The organism is Pantoea sp. S62 (assembly GCF_016658625.1).
GTDB lineage: Bacteria > Pseudomonadota > Gammaproteobacteria > Enterobacterales > Enterobacteriaceae > Pantoea > Pantoea vagans.
Window position 1 is genome coordinate 105952 of sequence record NZ_JACVVI010000001.1, and the last position, 15802, is coordinate 121753.

The following is a 15802-nucleotide window of genomic DNA, read 5'->3' on the forward strand; positions in this document are numbered from 1 at the left end:
TCTTTCACAGCGAGCAGGGGTTATTTTTTGCCGTTATAGAGCGCATAGAAATAGTGCTCGACCTGCTCAAGACTTCTTCCCCGGGTCTCGGGAATAAACTTCACAACAAAAACAGAACCGCCGATGCCGATTGCGGCGAATATAAAGAAGGCACCGGCCAGACCAAATGCGGCTAATAACAGCGGGAAGGCCATGGAGATGGCAAAATTCGCAATCCACAGCGAGAAGACTGCGCCGCCCATACAGATGCCGCGCATCCTGGCCGGGAAGATTTCCGACAGCAGCAGCCAGGTGACCGGTGACAGCGCACCCTGCTGGAAGCAGAGAAACAGCAGCATGCCCGCCAGCACCAGATAAGCCCGAACCAGGTTGACTGTGCCGTTGAGATATTCCGGCATCAGCCAGCAGACCAGCCCGATAAAGAACAGGCAGCAGGTGCAACCCATCTGTCCGATTAACACCAGCGGGCGACGGCCCGTTTTGCCGATTAACCAGATGCCGGCCAGCGTCATGACCACGGAGATCACCCCGTTGGCGATGGTGGCGAACAGCGCGGCATCGTTGCTCAGCCCGGCAGCGGTGAGCATGGTGGGCGCGTAATACATGATGGTATTGACACCGGTCAGCTGCTGAATCGCGGCGATGCCGACGCCCAGCAGGAAGATTTTCATCAGCCAGGGTGTCGCGAGATCGCGCAGACGGCCTTTGCCGCGCTGGCGATTCTCTTCGATAGTTTCTTCAATCTCTTCCAGTTCCCACTCAACATCTTCAGCGGCGCGGGTTTTTTCCAGCACCTCACGTGCAGCCTGGCTGCGGCCTTTCATCACATGCCAGCGCGGGGTTTCAGGCATAAATATCATGCCGATCCAGAGCAGAGCGGCGGGAACTATCGACAGCGCCAGCATCCAGCGCCAGGTATTTTCGCCGCCCCAGATATCGTTAAAGGTGGCGTTTGAGATATACGCCAGCAGCTGACCGCTGACGATCATCAGCTCCTGCAGAGTGACCAGCTGGCCGCGTTTATTGGCGGGGGCGATCTCTGCGATGTAAACCGGCACGGTGGCCGCGGCACCGCCCACGGCAAAGCCCAGGAACAGGCGAGAGGCGATCATCCAGGTGACATCCGGCGCCAGGGCAGAGCCGATAGCGCCAAAGGCGAAGATCAGCGCCAGCGCAATGATGATGCGGCGTCTGCCCAGGCCATCTGCCAGATGACCGGCCGCCAGCGCGCCAAAGGCGGCACCAAACAGCAGGGAACTGGTGACCAGCCCGGTGGTAAACGGGGTGAGATGCAAATCGCCGCGCATAAACAGTAGCGCGCCCGAAACCACGCCCGTGTCATAACCAAACAGCAATCCACCCAGGGTAGCGACCAGCGCAATAATCTTCACAAAAGGCTCGGTGCGGGTGGCGCTATTTGGACCGGAGGCCGGGTTCGACGAAATATAAAGTTCTTTTTCCATGAAAACTCCTGGTAATAACAACAAAGACAAAACGTCAGAACATGAAGAAGCCATCACCCTACTGATATTTTTATTTCGGGTTAAATTATATTTGAAACTTAGTTTTCATTATGTGAGTTCAAGCCTTCCGCGCTTTTTATTTTGATGGGATTCCATCAAATCAGAAATAAAGCCATTAGTTTTAAGCGTGTTATTTAGGGGAATAGATGATTGCGGAAATTTCAGGAAGGGAAGAATGGGCACGAGTGCCGGGCCGTAAAGAGCAGAGGAACAGGGTCAGGATGAAATATCCCAACCATATTAATCAGAAATAAGCCGGTGTCAGCGAATGGCGAGGGCGTTGAGTGCCGATAATAGTGCATCCACTTTTGGCAGGAACTGTTTTCGGCGTGGCCACACCACGCTCAGCGTCAGCCCGTCGGGCTGTAACTGCGGCATAATAATTTCCAGTTCACCGGCGGCCACGGCGCGCTGAATCAGCCAGGAGGGCATCTGCGCGACACCCAGCCCGGCAATGACTGCCTGAAGCTGTGCATCGACGTCGCCCAGTGCCAGCCGATAGGGCACGTCGCGCCAGTGGGGCTGACCATCTTCGGTGGTAAACAGCCAGGGTTTGGTTGTGCCATCCACGCGCTCATAAAGAATGGCAGGATGGTTCAGCAGCGCTGCTTCATTTTCAGGACGGCCTTCGCGGTCAAGATAGGCGGGAGAAGCACAGAACTGCATCTTTTCGCGACCCATGTTACGCCAGCCCAGCGACGCGGGAAGGTCGGGCGCACCGCCGATCCGCACTGCCACATCCACGCCTTCCTCAAACAAGTCAACAAAGCGATCGGACAAACTCAGGCTCAGTGCCAGCTCCGGATTTTGCTGGCAGAAGGGCATCAGCACCGGCATGACGTTGAGGCGTCCAAAGGTGGTGGGTACTGCCAGACGCAGACGGCCGGATGGAATGGTGCGCTGGGCGGCCAGTACCGCCTCGGCTTCGGCCAGATCCTCCAGCACCCGCAGACAGGTCTGATAATAGGCGCTGCCCGCGTCGGTCAGATTCAGGCTACGCGTGGTGCGCTCCAGCAGCCGCGAGCCTAAGCGCGTCTCCAGGCGGCTGACGCTTTTGCTGACCGCCGAGCCGGTCACGTGCAGACGTTCAGCCGCGGCGGTAAAGCTGCCGCACTCCACGCTGGCGACAAAGGGCAGAATATCTTTGAGGCGATGATCGTGCATCGATTAGTGAACTCAGGTTGAGAATGCTGTGAATAAATGCCAGAGATAAGAACTGAATTCTCTATTAGGCTTAGCATTACGCAAAACGAGGAGAAATCAAATGAAAAAGCACGCTTTGATTGTGGGCATCAGCGGCGTTATTGGTCGCGCACTGGCAGATAAATTACAGCAGGAGGGCTGGCAGGTCAGTGGCCTGTCACGCGGACGTGGTGCAGTACCTGAAGGCGCAACCAGCCTGACCGCCGATCTGACCGATGCAGATGCTGTGCGTGACGCACTGAAAGAGGTCAAACCGGACGCGCTGTTTTTCAGCGTCTGGGCGCGTCAGGAAAATGAGAAAGAGAACATCCGCGTTAACGGCGGCATGGTTCGCAACGTGATTGAAGCCCTCGGCGATCGCCTGAAAGGTTCGCACGTCGCGCTGGTGACCGGGCTGAAACACTACCTGGGTCCGTTTGAAGCGTATGGCAAAGGTGCCGTGCCGGTTACGCCGTTCCGTGAAGAGCAGGGGCGTCAGCCGGTCGATAACTTCTACTATGCGCAGGAAGATGAAGTGTTCGCGGGCGCAGAGAAGTATGACTTTCGCTGGAGCGTGCACCGTCCGCACACCATCATCGGCTATGCCGTAGGCAACGCGATGAACATGGGGCAGACGCTGGCGGTTTATGCAACATTGTGCAAAGAGAAGGGCTGGCCGTTTATCTTCCCGGGTTCGCCGGAGCAGTGGAATGGTGTCGCGGATATGACCGATGCCGGTTTGCTGGCCGAGCAGCTGCACTGGGCGGCAACGTCACCGAACGCCGCGAATCAGGATTTCAACGCAGTCAATGGCGATGTGTTCCGCTGGAACTGGATGTGGCCAAAACTGGCTGACTACTTCGGTATCGAAGCCGCAGAGTACCCGGCGCAGATGATGCCGCTGGAAAATCGCATGCAGGAAGCTGACAGCGCATGGCGGGCGATTGCAGAACAGCATCAGCTGCGTGAGGCTGATGTCACTAAGCTGGCTTCATGGTGGCATACCGATGCCGACCTGGGCCGCCCCATGGAAGCTTTCACCGACATGAGTAAGAGCCGCAAAGCGGGCTTTACCGGCTACCGCAGTACGCTGGACTCCTTTACGCAGCTGTTTGATAAACTGAAAGCGGAAAAAGTGATTCCGGAATAAACCCAGCAGGCGCCGCATCAGGCGCCTGTTTCGTTTCTGGCAGATAGCTATACTCTGACACCTGATCAGTGAATGGAGGAGTGGATCTTATGGCGACATGTTTCATTATCGGTGCGGCGGGCAAGGTGGGCCAAAAGCTGACCCGTCAGCTGAGCAGCAAAGGTCACACTGTCACGGCATTGCACCGTAAGCCGGAACAGGCTGATACCCTGCAGGCCGCAGGCGCTAAGCCTGTCGCGGGCGATATTCAGCAGCTTAGCGTGACGGCGCTGGTAGCGTTGATGACCGGTCACGACGTGGCGGTCTTTACAGCGGGTGCGGGCGGTGCCGGTATCGCGCTGACCAATGCCATCGACGGTGAAGGGCTGAAGCTGGCGGTCGCCGCTGCGGAGCAGGCTGGCGTGTCGCGCTTTATGCTGGTATCCGCTTTTCCGGATGCAGGCCGCGGTAAAACGCCATCTGAGGGATTTGAGAACTACATGCGGGTGAAGCGTCTGGCGGATGCAGAGCTGGTAGCGAGTAAGCTGGAGTGGGTGATCCTGCGGCCTGGCACGCTGACCGATGAAGCTGGTACGGGTCGGGTGCATGCAGATCTGGCGATCCCCTATGGTGAGATCCCGCGCGAAGATGTGGCGGCGACGCTGGTCGGGCTGATTGAGAATCCGGCGATTAAGTATCAGATCGTCGAACTCACCAAAGGCGATGAGCAGATCGATGTGGCGCTGCAACGGTTGCAGCGGGGTTAACAAGGTCTGATAGCGGCGCTTTCATTAAGTGACTGCAAATGAAAGTAAGCGCCGGCTATTTTTAACTCTCTAAATTCAGGACATTTCTGTCGTTATTCTCAGCTTGTCACTTTATGAGGACAGCCATTAAAAACCCCACCGTAGCGGAGCGAGGATGCGGCCTGAAGCAGAGTCTGTTAAAGACTTAGAGCAATACGCTTGCCGTCGGGTAACGTGACATCGAGAGTCAGCTCTCCTCCCAGACCGGCAATATAGCGTCTCAGCGTTGAGAGCTTAGGATCGTTATCAACGTTTTCTATTTTAGCAACAGAAGGTTGTTTGACGCCTAAAACTTCAGCTAGATGCGTCTGTGAAACAGATAATTCCTCACGCAGTTTGGCAAGTGTGATCTCCTGACGGATTTCAGCAGCACGGGATTCTATTCGCGTACGGCTCTGCGGGGAGCGTTTAGCCATCATTTCTTTAAGCGTTGCCATCGTCTTTAATCTCCGGTGATGCCAGATGCGAGGTGAACTCGGCATCTGCAATTTTAATCATACGTTTGTAGAACAGTTTTTCATCTTCACCTTTTTTATCTCCTGCACACAGGACAATCGCCTTGCGTTCAGGATCAAAGGCGAAGAACGCGCGAAATGGATGTCCGCCAACCTGTACTCGCAACTCTTTCATGTTTTTATATTCAGACGCTTTAACCTGATCCACATGCGGACGCCCTAATTGAGGACCAATCTCTTCAAGTATCAGCAAGTAGGCTGCAATCTCTTCCTGAACATCGTCGTTCTGCTTTTCATACCAGACATCAAACAGCGTTCTTATGATGACTTCCCATGTCATTAATCCATCTCCATATAACCTGAAAGCTATGATTAGCTTATAACCTGTGAGGTATAATGGCAAATTATCATGAGTGCAAAATTGGTGGGTAAAGAACCATTTTGTCTGGATTGACAATCAAGTTTGAGCTTCAGATCTGGCACCACGAGGATCAGTATGTGCAGGATCTCTCTGACAGCTAAGTGGCCTGATTTTCCTCATAAAAAAAGCCCCGAAAACGGGGCTTTTTTCTTATCTGACGCAGTTTTTACTTCACGCATTTCGCGCAGTGCGCGCGCTCAATATGCTGGAAGAAGTCATTACCTTTGTCATCGACCAGGATAAACGCAGGGAAGTTCTCCACCTCGATTTTCCAGATCGCTTCCATTCCCAGCTCAGGATACTCCACGCATTCCAGACTCTTGATGCTCTGCTGCGCCAGCACCGCGGCCGGGCCACCGATGCTGCCCAGATAGAAGCCGCCATGTTTATGACAGGCATCCGTCACCTGCTGGCTGCGGTTACCTTTTGCCAGCATGATCTTGCTGCCGCCGTGGGCCTGCAGCAAATCAACGTAGGAGTCCATGCGGCCTGCGGTAGTCGGGCCGAGTGAACCGGATGCATAACCTTCAGGCGTTTTGGCCGGACCGGCGTAATAGACCGGATGATCTTTAATGTACTGCGGTAATCCTTCGCCGTTATCGATGCGCTCTTTGAGTTTGGCATGAGCAATGTCGCGCGCCACGATAATGTTACCGGTTAGTGACAGACGGGTAGAAACAGGATACGCAGAAAGCTGCGCCAGAATTTGCTCCATTGGACGGTTGAGATCAACCTGTAACACCTCACCTTCGCCCTGCTGACGCAGCGCTTCCGGTATCAGGCGGCCCGGGTTGGCTTCCAGTTTCTCAATCCAGATACCTTCGCGGTTGATCTTCGCTTTGATATTACGGTCAGCCGAGCAGGAGACGCCCATGCCGATCGGGCAGGATGCGCCGTGACGCGGCAGACGCACCACGCGGATGTCGTGCGCGAAATATTTGCCGCCAAACTGCGCGCCAAGGCCGAGCTGCTGCGCCGCTTCCAGCAGTTCCTGCTCCAGCTGAACGTCGCGGAAAGCCTGACCGTGCTCATTGCCTTCGGTTGGTAAGCCGTCGTAATAGTGCGTAGAGGCGAGCTTAACGGTTTTCAGTGTGCTTTCAGCCGATGTGCCGCCGATAACAAACGCAATATGGTAAGGCGGGCAGGCTGCGGTGCCGAGGGTGCGCATTTTATCCACCAGGTAATTTTTCAGCTTGCCGGGGCTCAGTAGCGCTTTGGTTTCCTGATAGAGATAGGTTTTGTTAGCGGAGCCGCCACCTTTAGCGATACAGAGGAATTTATACTCATCGCCATCGACGCTGTAGAGGTCGATCTGCGCCGGCAGGTTAGTGCCGGTGTTCACCTCTTTGTACATATCCAGCGCAGCATTCTGTGAATAGCGCAGGTTGTCTTCGATGTAGGTGTTATAGATACCCTGTGACAGCGCGGCTTCATCGCCGCCACCGGTCCAGACGCGCTGGCCCTTTTTGCCCATGATGATCGCGGTGCCGGTATCCTGACAGGTCGGCAGCACGCCTTTGGCGGCAATTTCAGAGTTTCTTAAAAACTGCAGGGCGACATATTTGTCATTGTCGCTGGCTTCCGGATCTTCAAGGATGGAGGCTACCTGCTGCTGATGGGCCGGACGCAGCATGAAAGAGGCGTCGTGGAAAGCCTGCTGACTCAGCAGCGTCAGCGCCTGCGGGTCGACTTTAAGGATCTCCTGACCCTCAAACTCGGCGACCGAGACATGCTCGCGAGTCAGCAAATAGTATTCAGTATCTTCGTGGGACAGCGGAAAAGGGTTCTGATAGACAAAAGGTTTGTTCGACATTTTTTCTCACTTAATGACCGGCTGAACCTCCGCGGGCAGGCTGCGGGGCGCAACATCATAGGCGAATTCATTGTTTATTATGCTTCCCCGCCGCGGGTGCGACGGGGAAGTGAAGGAATGGTATCTTATAACGCGTTGATCTGCATGTTGTATCCGTCAGAACATCCAAACCATCCACGGATAAGCAATCACCATCATGGAGACCAGGAAGATGGCACCAAAGATGGTACCCAGACGCCAGTAATCTTTAGTCGGCAGATAACCGCTGCCGTAATAAATCGGGCTTGGGCCAGTGCCGTAAGGGGTGATGATGCCCATCACACCCAGAGAGGTACACAGCATCAGGCAGAAGACCGGCATATTGATGCCCGGGATTGAGGCTGCAATGGTCAGCATGGCCGGTAACAGGGCTGTGGTATGCGCGGTGGTACTGGCAAACAGGTAATGCAGCAGGAAGAAGGCGATTAACAGCACTACGGCTGAAATCTGTGGGTCGTAACCCTGCAGCAGCATGCCACCTTCTTTACCTAACCAGGCGATAAAACCGACACGGGCCAGACCATCAGCCAGCGCCACCAGCGTTGCGAACCAGGCAAAGGTGTTCCAGGCCGGTTTATTGCTGGTAATGTCGTTCCAGTTCAGGACGCCTGTCCAGAGCATCAGTACCACCACCAGCAGGGCAGCCATCGCAGGCTCAATCCATGAGGTGGCGAAAATCCACATCAGCAGGGCACAGACCACGAACACCAGCAGCAGGATTTCGTTACGGGTCAGGCGGCCCAGTTTTTCCAGTTCAGCGATAGCCCATTTCGGCACTTCATCGTTGATTTTGACTTCAGGCGGATAGAACCAGTAAGCCAGCAGCGGCATAGTCAGAATCAGCAGCACACCCAGCGGCAGGAAGGCCAGGAACCACATACCCCATGAGATATCGAAACCGATGATGCTTTTTACCAGCGCCAGTGCCAGCAGGTTAGGTGCCAGCGCTGACAGGAACATTGAGCTGGTAATACAAGCTGCGGTGATGGCAACCCACATCAGATATGAACCGATCTTACGGGCGCTCGGGTCGTTGGGTTTAGAGCCATACAGCGGAGGCAGGTTAGCGATAATCGGATAGATAGTACCGCCACTGCGCGCGGTGTTGGACGGTGTGAAGGGTGCCAGAAGCAGATCAGCGAAAGTAATGGCATAACCCAGTGTCAGGCTGCGGCGACCCAGATACTTCACCAGAATCAGGGCCAGACGACGACCAAACTGCGTCTTGTCATATCCGGCGGCGAACATAAAGGCACCGAAGATGAGCCAGACGGTGGAGTTGCCGAAACCGCTGACCGCCCACTTAAAGGACTCACTGGCGACTTTGAATTTCGGGTCAGCCAGTTCCGCCGGGCTGAAAAGGACAAACTGACTGAACAGGGCGATAGCGACGACGCCGGTCAGGCCGATAACAGCACCCGGCAGCGGTTCAAAGATCAATCCGACAATCACGCCGACAAAGATGGCGAAGAAGTGCCAGGCGTAGGGTTCAAGACCGGCCGGCGTCGGCACCAGCAACAGCAACACGGCAACGATGACTGGCAGAGCCAGCATGATAGCTTTCTTTTTACCCGCCGCCGCAGGTGCGGCTTTAGGGGGTTCAGTTACAGCTGAGAGTGGTTTCATAGTATTTTATCTGCAAGTTGAGAAGAATGCGATTTGCGCCCCGGACCTTCACTGATGACTTTCTTATTTATTCTTAATGGTGTGAATAAACCGCGATGCACTGATTTTTTTAATCTGCTGCTGCACTATTGAGCAGCATATTTAAATCCATGTAAATATGATGCGATTTTTGCAAATATAGATTTTGATCCAGATCAAAGAAATTTATTCATTATTCCCCATTTTTAACATTTATTTTTTATTTATATTTCTGGCATCGACATTCTGACAGTTTTGTGAAGCTAATCGACAAATCTTCGGAAGGTCTGACCCGAAGTATTCATCTTAACATTCTGATCATGAAGGGTAAATTATTTATGTAAATGGATGGTTGATTTTTAGTTACCCATGGTTAACAATTAATATAACTTCACTTCCTGAATTCAGCAAATAAAAACTCTGAATCGATTAAAAGTTAAAAAAGTAAATTTATCGCTTATGAAAGCAAAGAAAAGGGTATATTAGATGTATGACATCGGACCACTTAATTAAGCGATAATTTGCGTCCGCTAAAAATTTCCAGACTTTTAAATCTTGGAGTTTATCGCAATGAAATCTCTCACCCCCATTCTTAATCCCCTTACCCTGCCTGGCGGCGCTGTGTTAAAAAACCGACTGGTGATGGCTCCTATGACCACCTGCACCGGTTTTTATGACGGAACGGTCACCAGCGAACTGGTCGAGTATTACCGCGCACGTGCAGGCAGCATCGGAACCGTGATCGTCGAGTGCTGCTTCATTGATAACCGCGGCCCGGCGTTTCCGGGTGCCATCGCTATCGACAGCGACAACAAAATTCCCGGCCTGAAACGCATCGCGGACGCGATTAAATCTGAAGGCTCTACAGCCATTCTGCAGATCTATCACGGTGGCCGCATGGTCGAGCCGGAACTGATCGGCGGGAAAACACCGGTTGCGCCGAGCGCCATTGCCGCACCGCGTGAAGGGGCAACTAAACCCCTGGCGCTTAGCGCCGAAGAAGTTGAAACCATGATCACCAAATTTGGTGATGCGGTGAACCGTGCTATCAAAGCCGGTTTCGACGGCGTCGAAATTCACGGTGCTAACACCTATCTGATTCAGCAGTTCTATTCTCCGAACTCTAACCAGCGTGATGACAAGTGGGGCGGCAGCCGCGATAACCGCGCACGCTTCCCGCTGGAAGTGCTGGAGATCACCCACAAGATGGCGGAGCGCTTCGCCCATAATTCGTTCATCATCGGCTATCGCTTCTCGCCAGAGGAGATCGAAGTCCCTGGCATCCGCTTTGATGACACTCTCTATCTGCTGGAAAAACTGGCTGCGCGCGGACTCGACTATGTTCACTTCTCTGTCGGTCAACTGCTGCGCCCGTCCATTGTCGATACGCAGGACCCGACGCCGCTGATCGAGAAATTCGTTGCGATGCGTTCGCCCGTGCTGGCAAAAGTGCCGGTGATTGGTGTGGGCGGCGTGGTAAATAAAGCCGACGCCGAGCTGGCGCTGGAAAAAGGCTACGATCTGGTAGCGATTGGTAAAGCCTGTATCGCCTATCCGAACTGGGCTGACCGCATCATCAATAACGAACATCTCGAACTCTACATCGACAGCAACAAACGCGAAGAGCTGCAGATCCCGGAACCGCTGTGGCGCTTCTCACTGGTTGACGCGATGATCCGCGACATGAGCGAATCGGGCCGTAAATACAAAGCGGGTGTTTACCAGGAGAAAGTGGAAGCCGAAGCGCTGAAGCTGAAAATCAACGTTACACTGGATACCGACCGTATTACCGACATCTCGCTGGTGCCGGACGACACGCTGGATGTGGATTTCACCACCACCTTTGAAAGCCTGCGTAACCGCATTCTGGTGGCTAACAGTCCCCACGTTGATGCGATTACCGGCGCGACCACCCAGAGTGAAGCGCTGAAAAAAGCGGTTTCCCGTGCGCTGACCACCTCCAGCAAAGAGCATGTGATTGAAGAGGGTGGTAACCCTAACGCACCTCAGAACTACGATGTGGTGGTTGTGGGTAGCGGCGGTGCCGGTCTGGCGGCCGCGATTCAGGCGCATGATGAAGGCGCACGCGTGGTCATCATCGAGAAGATGCCGACCATCGGCGGCAACACCATCAAAGCGTCTGTGGGCATGAACGCCGCTGAAACCCGTTTCCAGAAACTCAAAGGCATCGAAGACAGCAAAGAGCTGTTTTTTGAGGAGACGCTGAAGGGCGGTCAGTTCAAAAACAATCCGGTGCTGCTGCGTGAGTTTGTTGACCTGGCACCTGAGGCGATAGAGTGGCTGGCGGATAAAGGCATTGAGCTTAACGACATCACCATTACCGGCGGGATGAGCATCGACCGAACTCACCGTCCGGCTGACCGTTCAGCGGTGGGTGGCTTCCTGATCAGCGGCCTGGTGAAAAACATCAACAGCCGCAACATCGAAGTCCTGCTGGAAACCTCGGTTGCTGAGATCCTCTATGAGAATGGCGCAGTTGCGGGCGTGAAAGTCGTCGATGAATATAACGACAGCCGTATCCTGAACGCTAAAAGCGTGATTGTGGCAACCGGTGGCTTCAGTGCAAACCGTGAGCTGGTGGTGAAATACCGTCCTGAACTCGATGGCTTTGTCACCACCAATCACAAAGGTGCGACCGGCAGCGGTATTGCGATGCTGGAGAAAATTGGTGCCGGTACCGTGGATATGAAGGAAATCCAGATTCACCCGACGGTTGAGCAGACCACCTCTTATCTGGTCTCTGAATCGATTCGTGGCGGCGGCGCTATCCTGGTCAGCCAGGCCGGTAAGCGTTTCTATAACGAAATGGAAACCCGCGACAAAGTCTCGGCGCAGATTATTGCTCTGCCAGAGAAGAGTGCCTGGATTGTGTTTGACGAGCAGGTACGTATGAATAACAAAGCGGCTGATGAATATATCGCCAAAGGCTTTGTGGTCAGCGCGCCAACCGTGGCGGAACTGGCGGTGAAACTCAACATGAGTGAGCATCACACGCTGGAAGCGACGCTGGCCCGTTACAACAACTTCGTCATCATGCAGAAAGACGAAGATTTCGGTCGCCAGACTGCACTGCGTCATCCGCTGAGTGAAGCGCCATTCTACGCGATTCGTGTCGCACCGGGCGTGCATCACACCATGGGCGGTGTCACCATCGACACCACCACCGCGGTGCTGGACAGCCAGAAACAGGTGATTAACGGTGCCTGGGCGTGTGGTGAGGTGATTGGCGGCATTCACGGCGCGAACCGTATCGGCGGTAACGCCGTTGCAGATATCATCATCTTCGGTATCCTGGCCGGCGGTAACGCTGCCGCCTACGCCCGACGTTAACGGTAGTCTCCGGCATCCGCATCCTGCGGGTGCCGGTTTTTCCCCTATAAAGCAGAGTCGCCTATGTTAACTGATGCGCGTGTCTATGCTTACTCCGCTGTACTAATGGGTTCGCCCATCCTGCTCAAACTCTTCGAAGACAACCAGACGCTAGCCGGACAGGTTTTCCGCCTGATCAAACAGCAGGAGAATCTCTTCACGGTAAATCGCGCGGCATCGGAAGTCATGGCGATTAACCACGCGGCAGGAGAGCATGCGGTGGTCGTCAGTCAGCCAGTGTTTGATTTGATCGCCTGTGCGCATGCGGTGAGTCTGTTGCCCGACAGCCTGTTTAATCTCGCTATCGGTCCGCTGGTGAAGTGCTGGAAAATTGGTTTTCAGGGCCACAGCGTTCCGTCAGAAGCCGATCTTCAGGCGCGCATGACGCTGATTAATCCGCAGGACGTGATCCTTGATGCTGCCACCCGCAGCGTGATGCTGGCACGGCCAGGAATGGAGATTGACCTGGGTGCCATCGCCAAAGGCTATATCGCCGACGTAGTCCAGGCCTTTTTGCGTCAGCAGCAGGTCAGCAGTGCGCTGATCAATCTGGGCGGCAACGTTCAGACGGTGGGCGCGCCGCCTGAAGAGGCGGGCTGGGCAATCGGTCTGAAAAAGCCGTTTGGTAAGGCCGATGCGCTAATCGGTGTCATCGGTGTAAATAACCGCTCGGTCGTGACGTCCGGTATTTATGAGCGCTATTTCGAGCTGGATGAGATCTGTTATCACCACATCCTGGATCCACAGACCGGTTATCCGCTGGATAACGAGCTGCTGAGCGTGACCGTGATTTCCGAGCGCTCGCTGGATGGCGACATCTATACGACGCTGCTGTACGGGCTGGGCGTTGAAAAGGGTATCGCCTGCCTGGCCGACAAACCGGGCATTGAAGCTATCTTTGTGACCCGTGACAGGCAGATCATCTGCTCGTCACAACGTCACTTTTCGTTTCAGTTACTCGACACGGACTACCGGCTGGTTCACTGACAGTATTGTTTGAGTAAGGTGTGATACTCCGGCTGCAGGCGATAGCGGTAAACCGGACGGCCCGTGACCCCATAATGAATACTGGTGAACAGAATATTAATCTGCGCCAGCCAGATCAGGTATTTACGGCACGAAACGCGCGAGATATTTACTTCCGTTGCCAGTTCGTCGGTAGAGAACTCGGTGCCGGGATGAGCATCGATCCACAGGCACAGGGTACGCAGCGTCTGCGGCGTTAATCCTTTCGGCAGACGTTTCTGTTCGCTGGCACCGGGTGGGTTACCATGCAACAGCTGATCAACGTCCGACTGCTGATAGAACTGATGATTGTCCATCAGCGATTTTTTCTGCCGCCAGCCGGTCAGCGCCTCTTCAAAGCGGGCAAACTGGAAGGGCTTGATCAGATAATCCACTACGCCATAGTTGAGCGAGGTCTTGATCGTGGCGGCATCGGCCGCTGACGAGATGATAATCACGTCAACCGGGCGTCCTGCGCTGCGCAGCTCCGGCAGCAGGTCGAGACCGTTTTCCTGCTGCATATAGATATCCAGCAGGATCAGATCAACCTGTGGTTCAGCCTCGGCCAGCCGCTCTTTGGCCTGCTGTAAGGTTGAGGCCGTGCCGCAGCAGGTGAAGCCTGGGATTTGCCCGATATAACAGCGATTCAGCTCGGCTACCATGGCGTCATCATCGACAACTAACACATTGATCATTGGGTAATCATTCCTCTCTCCCACGGAAGTTGCACTAAAAATTGGGTAAATACACCGGGTTCCGACTCAACACTGACATTACCGCCCAGGCTTTCGGTTTGCTGCTTAACCAGAAACAGTCCGACACCGCGATCGTCACCTTTTGACGAGACGCCGCGCTCAAAAATAGCGTTGAGCTGCGAGCTGTCGATACCTGGCCCGTCATCACTCACTTCGCAGGCTAACCAGCCATTCTGATAATGCAGCATGAGGTGAATTTCCCCTTCGGTTTCCGGATCCAGCGCCTCAAGGGCATTTTCAATTAAATTGCCCAGCACGGTAATCAGAACTGCGCTCTGCTCCTCGCTGCCGCAGTCAGGCAGAAAGCTCGCCTCATCGATAATCAGCTGATGACCTTCATCGGTTACCCGATTGATTTTGCTGAGCAGGAAACCGGCAATGATCGGCGATTTGATCTTTTGCAGCAGCGAACCGATCTCCGTCTGATAGGCGTTAGCGGTTTTCAGAATGTACTCTTCCATCTGTGCATAATTTTTCATATGCAGCAGGCCCAGAATCACATGCAGCTTATTCATGAACTCATGGGACCGCTCACGTAACGCATCTACATAGTTTACCATGCCGTCCAGACGCTGCATCAGCTGGCTGATTTCGGTTTTATCCCTGAACGTCGTTACCGCGCCGATAATGCGGTCACGACTGCGCACCGGAACGGTGTTGCTGATCAGGATGCGATTACCCAGCGTCAGCTCCTGATCGTGCCAGGCTTTACCCGCATGCAGCGCATCCTGCTGATGACGATGCATGACGCTCTCCTCAGCAATCAGGTCACCGCTTAACGGCATCCTGCGGGTGGTTTCATGCAGCAACTGCTGAGCCGCGTGGTTAATCAGGCTGACGCGTGACTGATCATCGACCGCAATCACCCCTTCTTTAATAGAATTCAGGATCGCCTGGCGCTGTTCAAACAGGCTGGAGATTTCGTGTGGCTCCAGCCCCAGCAGTATTTTCTTGAGTCGCCTGACCAGAATCAGAATACCCAGCAGCCCGACCACACCACCAAACAGGACGGTCCAGACGATATTCCAGCGGCTCTTTGCAATCTGGGCTGCCACATCATTCAGCGCAATGCCGATTGCTACCACGCCAATCTGCTGATGCTGTGCGTTATAGACCGGCGTAAACACCCGCAGTGCCTCCACCAGCACGCCATGATTAACCGCCACATTTTCCCGGCCACTCAGCGTGGGATAGATGTCATTGCCGACAAAATGTTTGCCGATCACCGCGGCATTGGGATGTGAAAAGCGAATGCCGCGCATGTCCGTCACCACCACAAACAGCAGGCCATTGCGTTTGCGCGCGGCTTCCGCCAGCGGCTGAATCTGGCTGCTGCCGTCTGGCAACAGTAACCCGCGCTGCACTTCCGGGCTGTCTGCCAGCGTTCGCGCCACCGCCATCGCTTTATCTTTAAGATGCGACTGGGCAAAGTTATCAATCTGAACGAAATAGAGCAGATGGACAGCGAGCAGCACGGTAACGATCACCGCAGTCATCATGAGGGTGGTCAGGGTACTGAGTTTCATGGGTCGTTTCGTCACGGCATGTCGGTTCTGTGGTTGGCTTGTCATCGATGTTCAGCACGGGTGGGGGATCGGCTGGAAACATACGCTAACTCACCGCATCAGTACAGTTTTAGC

General features: G+C 54.3%; 12 protein-coding genes. 4 read left to right on the forward strand and 8 right to left on the reverse strand.

Features of this window, described 5'->3' with window-relative positions; translation table 11 throughout:
* Positions 1–20: 20 nt before the first annotated feature.
* The gene (locus IBT54_RS00500; protein WP_201251289.1) at positions 21–1463 is read right to left on the reverse strand and encodes a sugar porter family MFS transporter; all 1443 of its coding nucleotides are present in this window, start codon (positions 1461–1463) and stop codon (positions 21–23) included.
* A 321-nt stretch (positions 1464–1784) separates the two neighbouring features.
* The gene (locus IBT54_RS00505) at positions 1785–2687 is read right to left on the reverse strand and encodes a LysR family transcriptional regulator (RefSeq protein ID WP_107320384.1); all 903 of its coding nucleotides are present in this window, start codon (positions 2685–2687) and stop codon (positions 1785–1787) included.
* A 100-nt stretch (positions 2688–2787) separates the two neighbouring features.
* Between IBT54_RS00505 and IBT54_RS00510 the strand changes: the two genes are divergently transcribed.
* A complete protein-coding gene (locus tag IBT54_RS00510; protein ID WP_201251290.1) occupies positions 2788–3855 on the forward strand; it encodes an SDR family oxidoreductase in 1068 nt (355 codons plus the stop codon).
* 89 nt (positions 3856–3944) lie between these two features.
* On the forward strand, positions 3945–4601 hold the full coding sequence (locus IBT54_RS00515; protein ID WP_201251291.1) for an SDR family oxidoreductase: 657 nt from the start codon (positions 3945–3947) through the stop codon (positions 4599–4601).
* Positions 4602–4777: 176 nt separating this feature from the next.
* Here the strand turns inward: IBT54_RS00515 and IBT54_RS00520 are convergent, their stop codons facing one another.
* From IBT54_RS00520 to IBT54_RS00535, 4 genes are all read right to left on the reverse strand, one after another.
* Positions 4778–5077, reverse strand: a complete 300-nt coding sequence (locus IBT54_RS00520; RefSeq protein WP_201251292.1) for a helix-turn-helix domain-containing protein — start codon at positions 5075–5077, stop codon at positions 4778–4780.
* Positions 5064–5435, reverse strand: coding sequence for a type II toxin-antitoxin system RelE/ParE family toxin (locus IBT54_RS00525; protein WP_201251293.1), 372 nt, complete (start codon positions 5433–5435; stop codon positions 5064–5066). Before IBT54_RS00525 ends, IBT54_RS00520 begins: the two co-directional genes overlap by 14 nt.
* Positions 5436–5682: 247 nt before the next feature.
* On the reverse strand, positions 5683–7329 hold the full coding sequence (fumA, locus tag IBT54_RS00530) for a class I fumarate hydratase FumA (protein ID WP_201251294.1): 1647 nt from the start codon (positions 7327–7329) through the stop codon (positions 5683–5685).
* Between the two features lie 156 nt (positions 7330–7485).
* The gene (locus tag IBT54_RS00535; protein ID WP_013196201.1) at positions 7486–8994 is read right to left on the reverse strand and encodes an anion permease; all 1509 of its coding nucleotides are present in this window, start codon (positions 8992–8994) and stop codon (positions 7486–7488) included.
* A 588-nt stretch (positions 8995–9582) separates the two neighbouring features.
* Between IBT54_RS00535 and IBT54_RS00540 the strand changes: the two genes are divergently transcribed.
* Together IBT54_RS00540 and IBT54_RS00545 are read left to right on the forward strand one after the other, a co-directional pair.
* On the forward strand, positions 9583–12363 hold the full coding sequence (locus tag IBT54_RS00540) for a flavocytochrome c (protein ID WP_201251295.1): 2781 nt from the start codon (positions 9583–9585) through the stop codon (positions 12361–12363).
* Between the two features lie 63 nt (positions 12364–12426).
* Positions 12427–13389, forward strand: coding sequence for an FAD:protein FMN transferase (locus IBT54_RS00545; RefSeq protein ID WP_095707762.1), 963 nt, complete (start codon positions 12427–12429; stop codon positions 13387–13389).
* Here the strand turns inward: IBT54_RS00545 and dcuR are convergent.
* Both dcuR and IBT54_RS00555 read right to left on the reverse strand, forming a co-directional pair.
* Entirely contained in the window at positions 13383–14102 is a 720-nt protein-coding gene (gene dcuR / locus IBT54_RS00550; RefSeq protein ID WP_033735650.1) for a two-component system response regulator DcuR, read from the reverse strand. The genes IBT54_RS00545 and dcuR overlap by 7 nt on opposite strands.
* Positions 14099–15688 (reverse strand): sensor histidine kinase, encoded by a 1590-nt coding sequence (locus tag IBT54_RS00555; protein ID WP_033785039.1) that lies wholly within the window; start codon positions 15686–15688, stop codon positions 14099–14101. Before IBT54_RS00555 ends, dcuR begins: the two co-directional genes overlap by 4 nt.
* Positions 15689–15802 lie beyond the last annotated feature (114 nt).

Excerpts from the sequence above, each read along its gene's own strand:
- IBT54_RS00500 (WP_201251289.1), bottom strand. The coding sequence starts at position 1,463 with ATGGAAAAAGAACTTTATATTTCGTCGAACCCGGCCTCCGGTCCAAAT.
- IBT54_RS00505 (WP_107320384.1), bottom strand. The coding sequence starts at position 2,687 with ATGCACGATCATCGCCTCAAAGATATTCTGCCCTTTGTCGCCAGCGTG.
- IBT54_RS00510 (WP_201251290.1), top strand. The coding sequence starts at position 2,788 with ATGAAAAAGCACGCTTTGATTGTGGGCATCAGCGGCGTTATTGGTCGC.
- IBT54_RS00515 (WP_201251291.1), top strand. The coding sequence starts at position 3,945 with ATGGCGACATGTTTCATTATCGGTGCGGCGGGCAAGGTGGGCCAAAAG.
- IBT54_RS00520 (WP_201251292.1), bottom strand. The coding sequence starts at position 5,077 with ATGGCAACGCTTAAAGAAATGATGGCTAAACGCTCCCCGCAGAGCCGT.
- IBT54_RS00525 (WP_201251293.1), bottom strand. The coding sequence starts at position 5,435 with ATGACATGGGAAGTCATCATAAGAACGCTGTTTGATGTCTGGTATGAA.
- fumA (WP_201251294.1), bottom strand. The coding sequence starts at position 7,329 with ATGTCGAACAAACCTTTTGTCTATCAGAACCCTTTTCCGCTGTCCCAC.
- IBT54_RS00535 (WP_013196201.1), bottom strand. The coding sequence starts at position 8,994 with ATGAAACCACTCTCAGCTGTAACTGAACCCCCTAAAGCCGCACCTGCG.
- IBT54_RS00540 (WP_201251295.1), top strand. The coding sequence starts at position 9,583 with ATGAAATCTCTCACCCCCATTCTTAATCCCCTTACCCTGCCTGGCGGC.
- IBT54_RS00545 (WP_095707762.1), top strand. The coding sequence starts at position 12,427 with ATGTTAACTGATGCGCGTGTCTATGCTTACTCCGCTGTACTAATGGGT.
- dcuR (WP_033735650.1), bottom strand. The coding sequence starts at position 14,102 with ATGATCAATGTGTTAGTTGTCGATGATGACGCCATGGTAGCCGAGCTG.
- IBT54_RS00555 (WP_033785039.1), bottom strand. The coding sequence starts at position 15,688 with ATGAAACTCAGTACCCTGACCACCCTCATGATGACTGCGGTGATCGTT.